General features: G+C 33.1%; 19 protein-coding genes. 2 read left to right on the forward strand and 17 right to left on the reverse strand.

The annotated features are described in order from the left end of the window. Window positions 1-81: 81 nt before the first annotated feature. Genes ACI313_RS05595 through ACI313_RS05610 form a run of 4 tightly spaced genes read right to left on the reverse strand, consistent with a single transcriptional unit; the run spans window position 82 to window position 3,921 of the window. The gene (locus ACI313_RS05595; RefSeq protein WP_320607887.1) at window positions 82-1,020 is read right to left on the reverse strand and encodes an AEC family transporter; all 939 of its coding nucleotides are present in this window, start codon (window positions 1,018-1,020) and stop codon (window positions 82-84) included. A gap of 53 nt (window positions 1,021-1,073) precedes the next feature. After that, window positions 1,074-1,526, reverse strand: coding sequence for a thioredoxin-dependent thiol peroxidase (gene bcp, locus ACI313_RS05600; protein WP_320607888.1), 453 nt, complete (start codon window positions 1,524-1,526; stop codon window positions 1,074-1,076). Window positions 1,527-1,532: 6 nt separating this feature from the next. Then, a complete protein-coding gene (argF, locus tag ACI313_RS05605) occupies window positions 1,533-2,522 on the reverse strand; it encodes an ornithine carbamoyltransferase (RefSeq protein WP_320607889.1) in 990 nt (329 codons plus the stop codon). 55 nt (window positions 2,523-2,577) lie between these two features. Continuing rightward, window positions 2,578-3,921 (reverse strand): MATE family efflux transporter, encoded by a 1,344-nt coding sequence (locus tag ACI313_RS05610; RefSeq protein ID WP_320607890.1) that lies wholly within the window; start codon window positions 3,919-3,921, stop codon window positions 2,578-2,580. Between the two features lie 267 nt (window positions 3,922-4,188). Here ACI313_RS05610 and ACI313_RS05615 point away from each other — a divergent pair, with 267 nt between their 5' ends. Further along, complete coding sequence (locus tag ACI313_RS05615; protein WP_320607891.1) at window positions 4,189-5,772, forward strand: glucose-6-phosphate isomerase; 1,584 nt, start codon at window positions 4,189-4,191, stop codon at window positions 5,770-5,772. Between the two features lie 20 nt (window positions 5,773-5,792). Here ACI313_RS05615 and ACI313_RS05620 read toward each other — a convergent pair whose 3' ends face one another. From ACI313_RS05620 to ACI313_RS05655, 8 genes are all read right to left on the reverse strand, one after another. Beyond that, window positions 5,793-6,197 carry a hypothetical protein gene (locus ACI313_RS05620; protein WP_320607892.1) on the reverse strand — a complete coding sequence of 135 codons (405 nt, stop codon included), beginning with the start codon at window positions 6,195-6,197 and terminating at the stop codon, window positions 5,793-5,795. 143 nt (window positions 6,198-6,340) lie between these two features. Beyond that, entirely contained in the window at window positions 6,341-7,762 is a 1,422-nt protein-coding gene (gene pyk / locus ACI313_RS05625) for a pyruvate kinase (RefSeq protein ID WP_439755509.1), read from the reverse strand. A gap of 112 nt (window positions 7,763-7,874) precedes the next feature. Continuing rightward, window positions 7,875-9,389, reverse strand: a complete 1,515-nt coding sequence (gene cls / locus ACI313_RS05630; RefSeq protein WP_320607894.1) for a cardiolipin synthase — start codon at window positions 9,387-9,389, stop codon at window positions 7,875-7,877. A gap of 9 nt (window positions 9,390-9,398) precedes the next feature. Next, window positions 9,399-10,166, reverse strand: a complete 768-nt coding sequence (locus ACI313_RS05635; protein WP_439755510.1) for a sulfite exporter TauE/SafE family protein — start codon at window positions 10,164-10,166, stop codon at window positions 9,399-9,401. Continuing rightward, on the reverse strand, window positions 10,163-10,600 hold the full coding sequence (locus ACI313_RS05640) for a MarR family winged helix-turn-helix transcriptional regulator (RefSeq protein ID WP_320607895.1): 438 nt from the start codon (window positions 10,598-10,600) through the stop codon (window positions 10,163-10,165). The genes ACI313_RS05635 and ACI313_RS05640 overlap by 4 nt, the downstream gene beginning before the upstream one ends. Before the next feature lie 81 nt (window positions 10,601-10,681). Further along, the gene (gene upp / locus ACI313_RS05645; protein ID WP_320607896.1) at window positions 10,682-11,326 is read right to left on the reverse strand and encodes a uracil phosphoribosyltransferase; all 645 of its coding nucleotides are present in this window, start codon (window positions 11,324-11,326) and stop codon (window positions 10,682-10,684) included. A 4-nt stretch (window positions 11,327-11,330) separates the two neighbouring features. Beyond that, window positions 11,331-12,731: a uracil-xanthine permease family protein gene (locus tag ACI313_RS05650; protein WP_320607897.1), complete on the reverse strand. Its 1,401-nt coding sequence runs from the start codon at window positions 12,729-12,731 to the stop codon at window positions 11,331-11,333. A gap of 54 nt (window positions 12,732-12,785) precedes the next feature. Further along, entirely contained in the window at window positions 12,786-13,658 is an 873-nt protein-coding gene (locus ACI313_RS05655; protein ID WP_439755511.1) for a DegV family protein, read from the reverse strand. 101 nt (window positions 13,659-13,759) lie between these two features. On the opposite strand from ACI313_RS05655, the gene ACI313_RS05660 reads away from it, so the two are divergent. Then, complete coding sequence (locus ACI313_RS05660) at window positions 13,760-14,341, forward strand: hypothetical protein (RefSeq protein ID WP_320607899.1); 582 nt, start codon at window positions 13,760-13,762, stop codon at window positions 14,339-14,341. 30 nt (window positions 14,342-14,371) lie between these two features. Here the strand turns inward: ACI313_RS05660 and ACI313_RS05665 are convergent, their stop codons facing one another. The 5 genes from ACI313_RS05665 to ACI313_RS05685 are packed head-to-tail and all read right to left on the reverse strand — an operon-like array spanning window position 14,372 to window position 18,474. After that, entirely contained in the window at window positions 14,372-15,328 is a 957-nt protein-coding gene (locus ACI313_RS05665) for a transketolase family protein (protein WP_320607900.1), read from the reverse strand. Further along, on the reverse strand, window positions 15,321-16,184 hold the full coding sequence (locus ACI313_RS05670; RefSeq protein ID WP_320607901.1) for a transketolase: 864 nt from the start codon (window positions 16,182-16,184) through the stop codon (window positions 15,321-15,323). Before ACI313_RS05670 ends, ACI313_RS05665 begins: the two co-directional genes overlap by 8 nt. 56 nt (window positions 16,185-16,240) lie before the next feature. Continuing rightward, window positions 16,241-16,522: a PTS sugar transporter subunit IIB gene (locus tag ACI313_RS05675; protein WP_320607902.1), complete on the reverse strand. Its 282-nt coding sequence runs from the start codon at window positions 16,520-16,522 to the stop codon at window positions 16,241-16,243. 48 nt (window positions 16,523-16,570) lie between these two features. Further along, window positions 16,571-17,995 (reverse strand): PTS ascorbate transporter subunit IIC, encoded by a 1,425-nt coding sequence (locus ACI313_RS05680; protein ID WP_320607903.1) that lies wholly within the window; start codon window positions 17,993-17,995, stop codon window positions 16,571-16,573. Window positions 17,996-18,015: 20 nt separating this feature from the next. Then, window positions 18,016-18,474, reverse strand: a complete 459-nt coding sequence (locus ACI313_RS05685) for a PTS sugar transporter subunit IIA (RefSeq protein ID WP_439755512.1) — start codon at window positions 18,472-18,474, stop codon at window positions 18,016-18,018. Window positions 18,475-18,709 lie beyond the last annotated feature (235 nt).

The raw sequence follows: 18,709 nt of genomic DNA on the forward strand, positions 1-18,709 counted from the left end.
AAAAGGTACAGTACCACGCACATAGCGCGTGGTATTTACTTCGTAATAAAAAAAATAGAGCGATTTCAATGCATCGCTCTTTTATAATACACCTATTGATTTTAAAACAAATAACCAGAACGTAATGGAAAACCCACTAATCAGTGTTGTCAACATGACAATTGTACTCGAAAGTGTTCCATCGTGTCCCATGTTTTTAGCCATTACAAAACAAGAAACCGTTGAAGCCGAACCTAACATAATTAAAATTGCCACGATTTGATCTTGTACAAAGCCAAAGTGAATAGCCAATGGTAAAAACAATAAACAAAAACCAAATAATTTCATAAAACTGGCAATACAAGCGGATTTCATTGAGCCCATGGCTTTATGAAAATCAAAGGAAGCTCCCATTGCCATTAATCCTAATGGAGAAGCTAAAGCACTAATATAGTTAACCGTTTTAGATACAATAGTTGGATATGGTAATTTTAATAAAGAATAAAAAATTCCACATACAATTCCAATAATAATCGGATTCTTTAAAATTCCAATACACGTACTCTTTAATAATTGTTTATCAATTTTCGCATTCTTTTTAAAGAACGATAACACGATTACGGCTACAATATTATATAAAGGCACACTTCCAATAATCATTAACGGACCCATAATAGAATCTCCATATATATTACTGATTAATGCCATTCCAAGAAGAGCTGCACTAGAACGATATGAACCTTGAATAAATTCCCCTTTATTTTTTTCTTTCAAAACCAGTGATAACACAAAAGAAATAAGTATACTCAACAAAGTTACGCTAAAACAAAACAATACAAATTTCGTATTCCAGGCTTCTACAATATCAATGGTTGCCAAGTTTTTAAAAACTAATACCGGTAAAGGAATTAAGAACACAAAAGAATTTAATTGTTTGGCAAACGATTCACTTATAATTCCTGTTTTTCTAAAAATCATACCGAGTACCATTAATAAGAAAATAGGTAAAGTCGCATTTAAACTAAAAATTAGATTTTCCATATTTATAAGACTATCACAATAAAAATAAGGATACAATCAAAAAAAACGACCCACTAAAGGTCGTTCATCATCGTTTGAGCATCTGTAGCCGCTTTTACTTTATCATTGGCAAATACAATCATTCCATTTTCATCAATGACATATGTTGTTCGCACAACACCCATATATGTTTTTCCACACATTTTCTTTTCATGCCATACATCATAGTCTTGAATCATTTTTAAGTCTTCATCCGATAATAAAGTGATTGTTAAATTTTGTTTATCTTCAAACTTTTTATGACTATTCACAGAATCTTTACTTACACCAATAATTTCAATTCCTTTTTCATTAAATTGTTCTTTCATACTTGAATACGCACAAGCTTGTTTTGTACAACCTGCGGTATTGTCTTTAGGATAAAAATACAAAATAACTTTTTTTCCTTTATATTCACTTAACGTATGAATATTTCCATTTTGATCTTGGCACGTAAAATCAGGTGCCTTCATTCCTACTTGTAACATATATTATTATTCTCCTATTGTTGCGACCATTACAGCTTTAATGGTATGCATTCTATTTTCTGCTTCATCAAATACGACCGAATTCTTAGAACGGAAAACTTCATCTTCCACTTCACGAATATCCACATTCAATTTATCTAATTTTTCTTTGGCAACGCTTGTTTCAAAGTCATGGAAAGATGGTAAACAGTGCATAAATAAAGTATTTGGATTTCCTGTTTGTTTCATCATTTCTTGAGTGACTTTATATGGTGAAAGCATTTGTACTCTAGGAGCATATAGACTTTCATCTTCTCCCATGCTCACCCAAATGTCTGTATAAATAACATCCGCATCTTTTACAGCACTAGAAACATCATGACATAATTCTAAAGTAGCTCCTGATTTTTTAGCTTCTTGTTGACAGTAATTCCATACTTCATCATCAATATGAAGTTGTTCAGGTCCTAAACATACAAAGTGCATTCCCATCTTAACGGCACCATACATTAAACCATAACAAACATTATTTCGAATATCTCCAGTAAATACAAACTTAACTTCATTTAATGGTTTGTTTAAGTGTTCTTCAATCGTTAAAAAATCAGCTAGGGTTTGGGTTGGATGATCTACATCGGTTAACCCATTCCAAACTGGTATACCCGAGTGTTGGGCTAACAATTCAACTGTTTTTTGTTCAAAACCACGATATTCGATTCCATCATACATTCTTCCTAATACTTTAGCCGTATCTTCAATGGATTCTTTTTTTCCAAATTGAGAATTCGATAAATAAGTCACGTGGGCTCCTTCATCGAAACATGCCACTTCAAATGAACATCGTGTACGTGTGGAGGTTTTATCAAAAATAAGAACAACATTTTTTCCTCTCAAATGTTTTTTAATCGTTTTTTCTTTCTTATCTTTTTTTAATTCTTTAGCTAAATCCAATAAATAACGGATTTCTTCTTGTGAATAATCACGTAGTGTTAAAAAGTTTCTTCCTTTTAAATTCATACTGAGCCTCCTTTTAATTAGACTTATTCTATCACAGACATTTGAATTGTCTATTTTAAAATGATTTTTTCATTTTTGTCCAAGGATAGACTTGATATATGATCTGCGCAATAATCGATGTGATTAAATTACTTACAAGCATAGCCATCCATATTCCATTAATTTGCCAGTTTGTGATATATGAAAATAAATAAATTAAAGGAATTCTCGTTCCCCATAAACGTAAAATACCCAATCCAAAACTAATCGTTGTGTGTCCCGATCCATTAAATACCGAACATAAATTAAAATACCAAGAACACAATGGTCCTGTTAATAAAGTAAAGAATAATAATGTTTTAGCAATTTCAATTAACTGCGAACTTGCGTTTGGTATAAAGATCAAAATCATATAATCTGCCAAAGCCATTCCGACTACAAATAATATAACACCTAATACAACCGTTATAAGCATAGTCAATTTATAACTATCACGAGCTCGTTTACTATTTTCAGCTCCTAAGTTTTGTCCAATGAAAGTTGGTAGTGTATTACAAAAAGCCATAATAGGAATATTAAATAAATCTGTCAATTTTTGTCCCACTCCATATGCCGATATCGCAATGGCTCCATATCCAACAATAAATTTATTCATTAACACAAAGCCAAGTGATTCTAAAAATTGTCCAAAAGCACATGGAATTGATACTTGCATAATATAAATACAATCAAGGTATTGTATATGTGTTGAAAAAGAAATATGTACTTTTTGTTTAGTATCACATAAAGAATATAAAATATAAGGTACAACAATTAATTTTGATAATACCGTAGCAATCCCTGCTCCTTGTACACCTAGTCCTAAAACAAAAATAAAAATAGGATCTAAAATAATATTTAGAATGGATGCACAAGCAGAAACAATCATTCCGCTTTTACTGTCTCCACATGCTTGACGAATGGCCATATAAATCGTAATGAAAAATAATCCCAAGTAATCAAATGACATTATTTTTAAGTAATCATAGGCTTGTGTATATAATTCCGTTGGCGTGTGTAAATAATTTAAAATAGGATTACAAAGACAAAAGATAATTCCAGTTAATAATAGTGAAAAGAAAATACTGAAATAAATGAACTCACTAGCAAACCGACTGGCTCTTTGATAATCCCCTGCTCCATAGTTTTTAGATACGATAGCCATAGCTCCTGTGGCCAAACCATTAGCAATACTGATGGCACACCAGACAATAGGAGATGTTAAAGAAATAGCTCCTACTGCTAATTCTCCAATTTGTCCAACGAAGAATGTATCCACTAAACTATAAAGTGAATTAAAAATATTTAGAATCATTAAGGGAATCGCTAATTTAAAAATTGATAAAAATAAATTTCCTTTTAATACGTTTACTTCATTCATGTTTCAAATTATAGCATATTATTCCATTTTTACGTCTAATCTTTCCACTTTTATTTACATATATTTGATTCATTTTTATAATGTAGACAAGAAAAAGGAAAGGAGAACAACAAAAGATAGATGTTATTTATAAATAGTAATAAGAATAATTTTATTTTATAAAGGGTCCTTACTAGATTGATTGAGTGAGGACCATTTATTATGCTTTATTGAAAAAACATTTTTTAGTTAGTATAATAATTTCAGAAAATATGGAGGATATACAAAATGGTATCTTGGAAAGATTTTGATACTTTAGATTCATATCAAAAATTAATGAATTTAAAAGATCATGTAGATGTAAAAAAAGAATTATCAAGTGAAACAGGAGCACAACGTGTAAAAGATTATAATTGTGAAATGGCCGCTGGTCTAAATTATAACTATGCGAGTAAACAAGTTGATGCCGATGTATTAAAAGCACTTCAAGAATTAAGCAATGAAGCTCAATTAACTGAAAAATTTGCGGAATTATATAATGGAGCTGTTATTAATACAGGGGAAAATCGTTTAGTTCTTCACCACTTAGCTCGTAATCAATTAGGAAATGATGTCATCGTTGATGGAGTAAATAAACGTGAATTCTATGTTTCACAACAACAAAAAGCCGCTGATTTCGCCAACAAAGTACATGCTGGTGAAATCGTGAATGAAAATGGAGAACCATTTACGACTGTTGTTCAAATTGGTATTGGTGGTTCAGATTTAGGTCCACGTGCTTTATATATTGCCTTAGAAAACTGGGCCAAAGCAAATAATACATTCAAAATGGAAGCAAAATTTATTTCCAATGTCGATCCAGATGATGCGGCAGCTGTTTTAAATTCAGTTGATGTAGCTCATTCTTTATTCATCGTTGTTTCTAAATCAGGTACAACACTAGAAACCTTAACAAACGAACAATTCGTTAAAGATGCTTTAATCAACGCTGGTTTAAATCCAAGCAAACATATGTTAGCCGTTACAAGTGAAACTTCACCATTAGCAAAAAGTCCTGATTATTTAACAGCTGTATTTATGGATGACTATATTGGTGGTCGTTATAGTTCTGTATCGGCTGTTGGAGGAATGGTTCTTTCGCTAGCTTTTGGACCAGAAGTATTTGCCCAAATCCTAGAAGGAATGGCAAGTGAAGATAAATTAGCTACAAATCCAAATATTTTAGAAAACCCTGATTTATTAGATGCTTTAATTGGAGTATATGAAAGAAATGTTCAAGGATATCCAACTACAACATTACTTCCTTATTCCCAAGCCCTTGCTCGTTTCCCTGCTCACTTACAACAATGTGACATGGAATCAAATGGAAAATCTGTAAACCGTTTTGGTCAACCAATTCACTATGTTACAGGTCCTGTAATTTTTGGTGAACCAGGTACAAATGGTCAACATTCTTTCTATCAATTGTTACATCAAGGAACTGATATTATTCCTATTCAATTTGTTGGTTTCAAAAACTCTCAAATTGGAAAAGATGTTTTAATTGAAAATAGTACAAGTCAACAAAAATTAAATGCCAATGTTGCGGCTCAAATCGTTGCCTTTGCGTGTGGTAAAGAAGACGAAAATCCTAATAAAAACTTTGAAGGAGGTCGTCCAAGTAGTATTATCATCGGTGAACAATTGTGTCCTGCTTCATTAGGTGCTTTACTTGCTCACTTTGAAAACAAGATTATGTTCCAAGGATTTGTATGGAACTTAAATAGTTTTGATCAAGAAGGTGTTCAATTAGGTAAAGTATTAGCGAAAAAAGTATTAGCTGGAAACAGCGATGGTGCTTTAAAAGTTTACGCTGATTTATTAAATATCTAACAAAAAAAACTTGCGTTTATCTATAGCGCAAGTTTTTTTATGAATTGTTTTAATTTATCGATGTCATTGTTTAAGATTAACGATTCATCAAAGTGAAATTTTTCAAGTAAATCAAGTGCTAAATCAAAATATCCAACCCAACTTGGATCATGGGCATCGGAACTCACAATAATTGGTACTTTATATTGTTGGCATAACGTCAACATTTTTTCATAGTTCTCATAACAATTTAGTCGTTTGTCTTTTTTTACTAAAGAACTATTACTCACTTCCAAAGCCACGTGATATTGTTTAGCTGCTTGTACTAAGCGAACATAATCAAGATAATCAATATATTTTTCTTCTAATGATAATGTTCCATTATTTAATACATTAATTTCACATCCATGTATCACTTCGATGTTTTTTATTATTCTTGGAATCACGTTTCAATTTAAATAATAGAAAGAATTAACGGTTCCTGGAATACCCAGTGCATGTCCGCTTGCCAATGTGTGCATATGAATATCAACAACTAACTTTTTCATACTCCTCCTACAAAAAAAAAGATATGAGATTGACTCATATCTTATTGAATTTCAACGATTCTTAAGTAATCAGTTGCCCCTGGAACACCTGGTGTACCACCTGTAATGATGATTGTATCTCCAGGTTTGCATCCATTTTCTTTCGCAATAATTGTTGCGATGTTTTTCATTCCACCTGTAGAAGTGAATTCACGAGTCATAACTGCATGCACTCCCCAGTAAGCATTGATTTGACGGAATGTTTCAGGATTTGGTGTAGCCCCGATTAATAAACATTTTGGCTTATATTTAGCCATTTTCATAGCTGTTGTTCCACTTTCTGTGAAGGCAATAATAGCTTTTACATTGAATTGAGAAGCCATTTCAGCTACCGACAAACAGATTGCTTCTGATTTATTGTTTGGAGACGATAATTTAGCTTTTCTATAATATCCTTCATAGTCAAAGTTATATTCAGTCATTAAAGCAATACGAGCCATCATATCTACAGCTTGAACAGGATATTCACCGTTTGCAGATTCTCCTGATAACATGATACAGTCAGTACCATCATAAATCGCATTGGCAACGTCACTAACTTCCGCACGAGTTGGAACTGGTGAATGTTGCATACTTTCTAACATTTGTGTAGCTGTAACAACTAATTTACGTTTTTCATTACATTTGTTGATAATGTCTTTTTGAATCATTGGTACCATTTCAGCTGGAACTTCAACACCTAAGTCTCCACGAGCAACCATGATTCCATCTGCTTCTTCAAGGATTTCATCTACATTTGAAACACCTTCTTGGTTTTCAATTTTTGCGATGATTTTAACATCCATACGATTGAATTCAGCTAATAATTTACGAATATCTAAAACGTCTTGTCTACGACGAACAAATGAAGCAGCAATGAAGTCGATTCCTTGTTCACATCCGTATTTGATATCATCGATGTCTTTTTCAGATAAGTATTCAAATCCTAATTTGATGTTTGGTACGTTGATTCCACGTTTATTCTTAACAACACCACCGTTTAAACAACGACAAACGATGTCTTTGTCAACAACTTCTTTAACCATTAAATCAATAGCACCGTCATTCACTAAGATATGAGATCCTTTTTGAACGTCTTTATATAATTCTTTGTAAGTGATTGAGAATTTATCACTTGTTCCTACAACGTCTTCGTAACAAATTGTGATATCAGAGTTTCCTTTGAATTCAACACAACCATTTTCGAAGTCTCCTGTACGAATTTCAGGCCCTTTTGTATCTAATAAAATAGAAACATCTGTTTTCAATTCTGCATTGATTTCACGAATTAAATCAATTTTTCCTTGATGTTCTTCATGAGATCCATGAGAAAAGTTCATTCTCATAATATCCATTCCTGATTTAACCATCTCTATCAAAGTTTCTTTGTTTTGAGAAGATGGACCAATTGTACAAATAATTTTTGTCTTTTTAATTCCTGCCATAATTTCCTCCATAAAAGACCTTTTTGTCTCATAAACACACAATTATAATTATCCATAAATATTGACATTAATCAAGAAAAAAAAAAGCTGAAAGCGTGTACAACTTTCAACTTTATAAAAGCGGTGAAAACAATCGTAATACTTCATTGATTACATTGTAAAACCAACTGTTTTTAATTTCATTTTTTTGAAGTAAATGCGACTTTTCCATTGTATCTTCCATGTCTTTTTTCACATCATTATAAATATCACATTGATAGAACACAGAATTACATTCATAGTGAAGATATAAACTACGATAATCTAGATTTACAGTTCCTACTGTACAAATATCATCATCAATTAATACGGCTTTGGCATGTAAGAATCCTGGGGTATATGTATAAATTTTAACGCCTGCTTCAATCAATGATTTACAATACGATAAACTAATTCGATAAACGACTTTCTTATCTGGAATGGCTGGAACCATAATACGAACGTCAACGCCTCTAAATGCCAAAGAAGACAAACAATCCATCATAGAGTCGTCTAGAATTAAATATGGAGTATAAATCCATACTCTTTTATTCGCATTGTGAAATAAATCCATTAATAAACTTCTTGATACATGAACATCTTTGGCAGGTGAATCATAATACGATAACACATACCCTTTTTGATAATTTATGTTATGAAGTACAGGTAATAAACAATTTTCTTTTTGAATTTTATCTTTACTAAACGCATTCCACATTTCAATAAACATATACGTATAATGATTCAATGCATCCCCATCAATACAGAAGCCAATGTCTTTCCAATGTCCAAAGCGTTCTTTTTCATTAATATATTCATCGGCAATATTGACGCCTCCACTAAATCCAATTTCATTATCGACAATCAACATTTTACGATGGTCTCTATTATTTAATTGTGCTTTAATCGTCAATAAAGGATTAAATGGAATACATTTAATTCCATAGCTTTCTAATTCCTTCACATTTGAAAAAGAATACGTTGAAACCGATCCTACATCATCATAAATAATACGAACATCGACACCTTCTTTTACTTTTTCTTTAAAGATATCAATTAAAGAATTATAGAATCTTCCTTCTTCCACAATGAAATATTCCATATAAATAAACTTCTTAGCTTGTTTAACAGCTCGAATCATATCCGGAAACATATTGTCTCCTAAAGGATAATAAATGTAGTTTTTCATATATGTAATAGGAGATCCACAATAATTTGATAAACAATTTAAGGTTTGAGACAAATGAAGATTTTTTTCTTTTAATTCACTTTGAACTTGTTCGCTTGTCTTTAATTCATAGTTTAATTCTTCTTTCGATTTCGTTAAATATTTATCTAAGTTTTTACTTGTTCTGTTTTTACCGGCAATGATATATAAACAAACCCCAAGTACAGGGAAAGTCATAATCAATAAAACCCACATCATTTTATAGCTTGATTGGCTTTGGTCATTGACGATATGCAATACGAAGAATAAAGCCATAAAAGTTAATAATTCACTGATAAAAGGAATTTTATCTTTAATAAAGGCAAATAAGACGACATACCATAGAATTTGTAGAATAACAGCTGGTAGTACTAATAAGATTCGTTTAACTATTTTTTTCACTTTACACTCCTATGAAAAGAACAATACCGCAATACCTAAAATCACTAAAATAGCTCCCGTTACCCGGTTTAGTGTTTTGGCATCGGCTTTATTTGCGAACAGAGCAGCAATTCGTGCCCAAATAAAAGTAAATACGATACATAAAATCCAGATAAAAGGATTAGGTAATCCACCAATGGCAAAGTGTGTTACAGCTCCTGTTAAAGCTGTAAAAGTCATAATAAAGACACTAGTTCCCACCGCTGTTTTTAATTCATATCCTAATACACTTGTCAAAATAAGAAGCATCATCATGCCTCCTCCAGCACCAACAAAACCACAAATAAAGCCAATAATCATTCCACATACAATGGATTGAATCACACGTTTTTTCGCATCGACTTCGTTCATTTTTTCTTTTGTGGTCATAACAGGTTTTACAATAAATTTAATTCCTAAAAGAAGTGTCATAAACACTGAGAAATTTCCCATAGTATGACTTGGTACAAGACGAGCTACGTAGCTTCCAACAACGGTAAACAATAAAACTGTAATCATCATGATTAAGCCATTTTTAATGTCCAGGTTTTTATTTTTTCCATATGTATAAGCCGATACTGCACTTGCCAAAACATCCGAACTCAAAGCAATTCCTACAGCCATATAAGGTTCCATATCAAGAAATGCGATTAACATTGGACTGATTACAGCTGCCGCTGACATTCCTGCAAATCCAGTTCCAAGTCCGGCTCCCATACCGGCAAAAAAAGTAATGAGTAAAATCTTTAAAATTGTCAATGCATGTTCCCTCCTTTAATTTCATCTAAATTTCCTTCGATTTTTTTCATCACATCAAAGAAAATAGTCAATTCTTTTTCATCAATATCTTTAAATAACGATTGTACAAAAAATTGTTGAAGTTGTTTTCCTTTTCTTATAATTTCTTGTGCTTTTTCTGTTAATAATAAGTTTGTTCGACGTCGATCTTCACAATCTAAAATACGATTTAAATACCCTTCATGAACAAGTTTATCTACATTCATTGAAACTAGATTGGCTTTAATATGTCGTATTCTTACTACATCTCCTGCCGTTGTATAATTAGGATGATTCGCTAAGAACATTAAAATATCAAAAGCGGTTTGAGAAATCTTTAGTTCATGACACAAAGGCTTACACAAATTACTATAAGAATTAATGAGCTGATGCCCAAAATCCATACTTGTTTCCATATACTCTCCTTAAAAAATAGTTCAATTCTGAAGTATTATAGTCTTACTTTCCCCTAAAAGCAATAAAAAAAGTAGCCGAAGCTACTTTGTTCCAAAAATACGATCCCCAGCATCACCTAATCCAGGGCAAATATAAGCATGTTCATTTAATTGACGATCTAAACATCCAACATAGATTTGTACATCAGGATGAGCTGTTGCCAATTTTTCAAGTCCTTCTGGAGCAGCGATAATACACATAAATTTAATGTGTTTTCCACCTTCTTTTTTGATTTGATCAATGGCATCAATAGCAGAACCACCTGTTGCCAACATAGGATCTGTGACAACGATTAAACGTTGATCAATTGGTTTAGGTAATTTGCAGTAATATGGATGTGGTTCAAATGTTTCTTCATCACGATACATTCCAATGTGTCCAACACGAGCACTAGGTACAAGAGATAAAATACCATTAACCATTCCAAGTCCTGCTCTTAAAATAGGAACAACAGCCATTTTGTGTCCTGCAATCATAGGTGTCATTGTTGTTTCAAGAGGTGTTTTTACTTCAACCATTTCCATTGGTAAATCCGATAAAGCTTCATATGCTTCTAACATAGCGATTTCTTCAACTAAATGACGGAATTCATTGGTTGATGTTTTTTCATCTCTTAATTTAGAAATTTTGTGTTGAATTAAGGGATGAGTAAAGATAGTGATATTTTTGTTTTCGGAAAAATTCATTTGTTTATCCTTCTTTCTGTTCGCTTTTAATGTATACACCACGACTTTGGTCTCCTTCAGGATTTGTTCCAAATTCGTAGTCATTTCCAGGTAAAATCGCATTCAAGACAATTCCTGCAATTGCTGCAATGGCAAGTGATGTCAAAGTAATTGATGTTTGTCCAATTGTGAATGTTAAGCCTGAACTAAATCCTAATCCACATACAAATATTACACCACAAATGATTAAATTACGACTCTTTGTCAAATCAACTTTATTTTCTACTACGTTTCGTACTCCAATGGCAGAAATCATACCATATAACATGAACGAAACGCCTCCAATAATGGCAGGTGGCATAGTTGAAATAATGGCTGAGAATTTAGGCACAAAAGATAAACCTACCGCAAGAATAGCGGCAATACGAATAACACGAGGATCATATACTTTTGATAATTCCAATACCCCTGTATTTTCTCCATAAGTCGTATTCGCAGGTCCTCCAATAGCTCCCGCAAAAGCTGTGGCAAGTCCATCTCCCATTAATGTACGGTGTAGACCTGGATCATCGATAAAGTTTTCTCCTACGGTTGCCGAAATTGCTGACATATCCCCAACATGTTCCATCATAGAAGCAATGGCAATAGGAGCCATAACTAAAATCGAAGTAATATCAAATTTACATAATTGGAATGGTGGAATTCCTACCCAGTTGGCTTGGGCAACTGTGGCAAAATCAATAATAGCAGATCCATCAGGGTTTGTCATACCGATGGAATTCATAAATACCGCAACTCCATAGCTAATCACAACACCTAATAAAATAGGAATAATTTTTGTCATTCCTTTTCCCCAGATGTTAAAGACAATAATAACACCTAAAGCTACAAGGGCTAAAAACCAGTTTGTTGAGGCATTTGAAATGGCACTTGGTGCAAGTGATAGTCCAATACAAATAATAATGGGTCCTGTCACGACTGGTGGTAAAAACTTCATAACACGTTTTACACCCACAATTTTAATAATGAAAGCTACAACCAAATACATTAAACCAGCAACAACGATTCCTCCACAGGCATAGGCTGCTTTTTCATCTACTGGCATATTGGCATAGATTCCACTTTGAAGGTTGGCAATCGTGTTAAATCCACCTAAGAAGGCAAAAGATGATCCTAAAAAGGCTGGTACTTTCATTTTTGTACAAACATGGAACAATAAAGTTCCCATTCCAGCTGCGAATAAAGTAACCGCAACTGTTAATCCTCTAGTTAGTGGTTGCCCACAAGCTTGTTGAAAATACCCTGAAACTAAGATAGGAACTAAGATAGTGGCTCCAAACATCGCAAATAAATGTTGGATTCCTAAAATCAACATTTTCCCTTTTCCTAATTGACGGGCATCTCTTATTACATTTTCTTCATTCATATTTTTTCACTCCCGACGTAAATAATAACATAAAAAAAAGAATAAGACACTTTCTTATTCTTTATGAATGCGAATTAATCCAGTTCCAAGTCCACCAGGTCCAATGTGACATCCAATACTCATTGTCAATGGCGCTTTATATAATGGAAGCCCTGGGAATTCTTCATGTAGTTTTTCAGCCCATTTTGCTACGTCTTCTTCACTCATTTGTGTATAAGCTAATCCAACAGCTAATTCTCCTTTTTGGGCATATTCTTTAAAACGTGTTTCATAGTCTTCTTTTAGATGTTCAATCATTGTTTTAAAAGCCGATTTCATTCCACGAGCTTTAGCACATGTATCTAATTTTTCTCCTTGAATTGTTAAAACGGGTTTAATTTTTAACATTGAACCCAATAACGCAACAGAAGGAGTGATTCTTCCTCCTTTTTCAAGGTATTTTAATGTATCTACGGTAATATAGATGGAAGCATCATACGCTTCTTGTTCTAAGATTTCTTTAATTTGTTTGGCATCATATCCCTTATCTTTTAAATATAAAGCATCTTGTACCGAAAGCATTTGTGTAACCGAAATACGATGGTTATCTACGACTTGTACTTTCCCATTGTATTCTTCACTAAATACAATAGCACTTTGACAAGATCCACTTAAAGCACTTGTCATAGGAATATATACGATTTCATCGTATTCTTTTAAGATTTCATCCCACATTCCCATTACCGATGCGATTGATGGTTGTGAACTTGTCACATTGGCATCTTTACTTTGTGAATCATAAAAGAAATCGGTATCGATATCTTCGTTTTCAATATATGTTTTCTGATCAATAATAATTGGCATATTCAACATGAAACAACCCATTTCCTTAGCTTGTTCCATGGAAATACCAGAGTTACTATCTGTCATAATAGCTACTTTAGTCATTTTTATCTCCTATTTTTCTTTACACGTGTTATAATTTTAACAGATGTATAAATTAATACAAATTACACTTTTTGAATTTTGTATAAATAATAGGTAAAAAAATGGAAAATAAAAGAATTCATAAAACAAAATTAACACTAAAACAAACACTCATTGACATGCTCAACGAAAAACCATTTGAAAAAATCAATGTGACAGACATATGTACACAAGCCAATATATCTCGTATTACGTTTTATTCTCATTATGAAGATAAATATCATTTAGTAAATGATATTATGAACGATTATACTGATATAGCTATCACGATGTTTCAAAAAAGACAAACAGAAAATAACCCCAATAATGAATCTGTACGAAGTTATGTCAATATTCTAGAGGTTATTTTATATTTATTTGAACTATATCCCAACTTCTTTAAAAACATTACCCCAGAAAAAAATCCTTATTTAGCTTTACAATTATATAATTGCGTGTTGAAAACCGTTGAAACCCATACAATCGAAGAAAGCCATAAACACACTTTGCGTTATTCTCCTAGACAGATCACTGCTTTTTTGTGTTATGGTTTAGCTGGTTTTATCAATGAAAGTCAAAATGAAGGCATTGATAAAGAAACCATTCATAAACAAGCTAAAAAACTACTAATGGATACGGTTCGTTCTCAAGTCATAATAAAATAGACTGTGATTTTTCACAGTCTATTATTTTTTTTATAACAATGATTTAATTGTTTCTTCTAAATCAGAAGCTGTTAATTTGAATTCTTTTTGAAGGAAATCAGGTGTTCCTACTTGTCCAAATAATTCATTAATACCATGACGTTTAAATGGAACACTTACACCATTTTCCATCAAGACTTCACTGACAGCCGATCCAAGTCCACCTGTAATCGAATGGTTTTCAAAAGTTACGACAGCTTTTTTACCTTTAACTTCTGATAAAATTAATTCTACATCTAATGGTTTAATGCAGAACATATCAATAACTTCAACCGAAATTCCTTGTTTTTCTAATTCTTCAGCTGCATCTAATGCATCTGATACAATTTGTCCGGCTGTAATGACAAGGACATCACTTCCTTTATGAATAACGTTTCCTTTACCCATTTCAAAAGTAGATCCTTTTTCATAAACGTTTCTTACTGGTTTACGGTTACATCTGAAATAGTGAACACCTTCGCTTTTCGCAAATTCTTTAACAACCCAGGCTGTTTGTACTTCATCACAAGTATCACATACTACAGCTCCTGGAATTGTTCTCATCAAGGCAACATCTTCCCAAGTTGTGTGTGTTCCACCGTTAGGTCCAACGGTAAATCCTGGGTCAGATCCATAAATATTGATCGTATTGTGCGCATATCCTCCTGATAAATACACTTGATCAAATACTCGACGAGTAGCGAATGGTCCAAACGTATGAATAAATGGAACAAAGCCTTCACTAGACATACCACAGGCAACGCCTACCATATTAGCTTCGGAAATACCACATTGAATAAAGTTATCTGGGTATTTCTTTTCAACTAATGTTGATTTACTTGCTCCACCTAAATCCGCTTCTAGATAAACAACTTTATCATTCACAGCAATTTCATCCATAATGGCATTGGCAACGGTAACACATAAATCCAATCCCTTTTTACTACGATCTTCTACTAGTTTAAACATTAGTTGATCCTCCTTTGTTGATGAATTCAAGTAATTGTTCTTTGGCTTGGTTTGTTTGCGTATTGATTTCATCGTTATTAAATTTAACAGAGTGGTTAGAGAACATTTGTTCGAAATAAGGCACTCCTTGTCCTTTAATTGTATCTAATACAATACAAACAGCACTGTCTTTTACTTCTTTTGCCTTATTGATGGCATCATCAATGGCTTCCATATCATTTCCTTTTACCGTTTGTGTATAGAAACCAAAGGCTTCCATTTTCTTACTAATAGAGAATGGATTCATGATATCTTTTGTGTATCCATCTAATTGACGTTTGTTGTCATCAATAATAACGATACAGTTGTTTAATTTATAGTGAGCTAAATATTGGAATGCTTCCCAGCATTGACCTTCATTTAATTCTCCATCTCCAACAATTAAATAAACATAATTATCAGAGCCTTTTTTCTTTAAAGCTGTGGCAATTCCACTTGCGGTACTTGTACCTTGTCCTAAAGATCCTGTTGTCATATCAACTCCAGGTGTTTTAGTACGGTCAGGATGACTAGGAAGTTTTGTTCCTCCATCATTTAATGTATATAGCCATTCCTTATCAAAAAATCCACATTCCGCTAAGGCACTATACCAAACCGGTCCAGCATGTCCTTTCGATAATACAACACGATCTCTTCCTTCCCATTTAGGGTTTTTCGCATCGTATTTCATTTGTTTTCCATACAAAACACTCATCAATTCAACAAGTGATAATGACCCACCTAAATGTCCATATCCACGATGTTGTAACATATCTAAAACATCATATCGAATCTTGGCTGCTAAGATTTCCAATTGATTTAATGTATTTTTTTCCATAGTCCCTCCTATTTTTTCTAATGAAAAAGAAGGATAAAACCTTCTTTTTCAAATTATTATTGTTTATCAAAAACTTCTTTTAATTTTGTTGTGATTTCATTCATGTCCATTAATTGTTCAAGAATGATTTTGTTTGGATAACTAGCTAATTGAGGTGCTAAGTCCGCTCCAACAACAAATAAATCTGCACAGTTTGGAGAAATTTCATTTAAAGAAGTATGATCTACGCTTACACCAGAAATACCTAAGTTTTTCAATGCACGTTCAACGTTCATGCTGACGATCATGCTACTTCCAAGTCCTTGTCCACAACAACACATAATGCTACGAATAGCCATTTTAAATGTCTCCTTTCCTTTATTTTTAATAGATTACTCTATTAAATACTAAGCTGCTTTTGCTTCTTTTTTAGGAGCAACAAAGTTATAGATAATTGGGATTAAGTATACTACGATACAAACGATTAATAATCCAGTTCCTTGAACTAATTGAGCAACATTACCGAATACGATTCCCATCCAAGAGAAGTCAGCATCAGAGAATGTACAGTTAGCGAAGTTCAAGCTTCCCATTACTGGCATACAAATTGCAGGTAAGAAAGTGATTAATAAACCATGCATAAAGCTTCCGAAGATACATCCTTTTAATCCACCTTCAGCGTTTCCGAATACCCCAGCAGTTGCACCGCAGAAGAAATGAGGAATAACACCTGGTAAAATTAATGCACATGGGATCAATGATTTATTAATCAATGCTAATACAAATAATCCAACGATACCACCTAAGAATGATACTAAGAATCCGATTAATACAGCGTTAGGAGCATAAGGGAATACAACTGGACAGTCGATTGCAGGGATAGCACCTGGAACCAATTTTTCAGCGATACCACGGAATGCAGGAACGATTTCACCAACGATTAAACGAACACCACTTAAGATAATGTTAACACCAGCAGCGAAGTTCAAACCACAAATGATAGCCCATACAGCCCAATGAGTTTGAGTTTCAGCACCAACGTTTAATAATCCACCTAAATTAGAGTAAGTAGCTAAAATTACATTTGGATCTGCATCTAAGATTCCGCGTCCAACAGCAACTGCAGTAACAACTAAGAAGAATACAACCATTGTTAACCCGATAGCAACTGTAGTGTCACGTAAGAATGTTAAACGTTGTGGGAAGTTAACTTCTTCAGTAGATTTACTCTTTCCAGCGAATAATTTAGCACATTGAGCAGAGAACCAGTATCCTAATCCACCAAAGTGACCGAATCCTAATTCGTCTGTCTTAACAATTTTTTTCATAGTTGGTTGGCAATATGCAGGAGAAGCACACATGATGAATCCAAGTAATAATCCTCCACCGATCCATAATGCAACACCACTTAATCCACCAATACTTAAGATAACAGCTAACATACATGCCATGTATAATGTATGGTGTCCTGTTAAGAAGATGTAGTGCCATCTAGAGAAACGAGCTAATACGATATTAGCGATCATACCAAATAACATAATATAAGCAGTATCAGTAGCGAAATCATTTAAAGCTAATGATACGATTGCTTCGTTGTTAGGAACAACTCCTTGCATATTGAATGCATAGTTGAATAAGTCACCGAATGCATTTAATGATCCGGATTGTAAGAATGCAGCACCAGCTGACAATACTAAGAAACCAACTGTAGTTTTAACTGTACCTTTAATAATTTCTTCGATTGGTTTTTTCTGTAATGCTAAACCTAAGCAAGCCATTAAACCAACTAAAACTGCAGGTGTAGATAAAATATTAACAATAAAATCTAACATCTTTTCTCCTCCCGAGGTTATTATTGCGAATCAACATTATCAGCGAAAATTCTGTAAATCGTTTCGCCATCGTTCGCATTTAATAACGTCTTTACTTTTTCTTCGTCAGAGAAGATATTTGAAACAGCAACAATGCCTTCCATATGAGAATGACTGTCTTTTGCCACCAAAGTCACCAGGATTCTTACATCGTATCCATCGGGTGAAAATTTGATTGGATTCTTAAGAACCGTTACTGCCATTTGAGTTTCATTTACTCCAGCATGTGCACTTGCATGAATCAAAGCCAAGTTTTCACATAGTACATAATAGGGCCCAAATTTTTCTGTACTTTCGAATACAGCTTGTTCATACTCTGGTGTACAATAACCTTGTTCGATCATTGGTTGGCAAGCAACATGGATTGCCTCTTTCCAATCTTCAACACTCTCTTTGATAAAACAATTTTCTTTCTTAAGCAATTCACTAATCATACTCATTCATCTCCTCTTGTCACTTGCATTATCCGAAAAATATTACTCAAACACAAGGCCAAAACTTTTCTTTTCATTGTGCAAGGGTTTAACACTTTGCACAATGTGTTGCATGAGTGCAAACGGTTTCATAAGTTTGTGCAATTATTGTCTTAAGTGCAAAGATAGTGTATAAATTTCATACAAAATTGCACGATAATTTGAAACAAAATGGATTCGATTAAAACAAATCGCATTGCTA

It is taken from the genome of Floccifex sp. (genome assembly GCF_051873495.1).
Taxonomy (GTDB): Bacteria; Bacillota_I; Bacilli_A; order Erysipelotrichales; family Erysipelotrichaceae; genus Floccifex.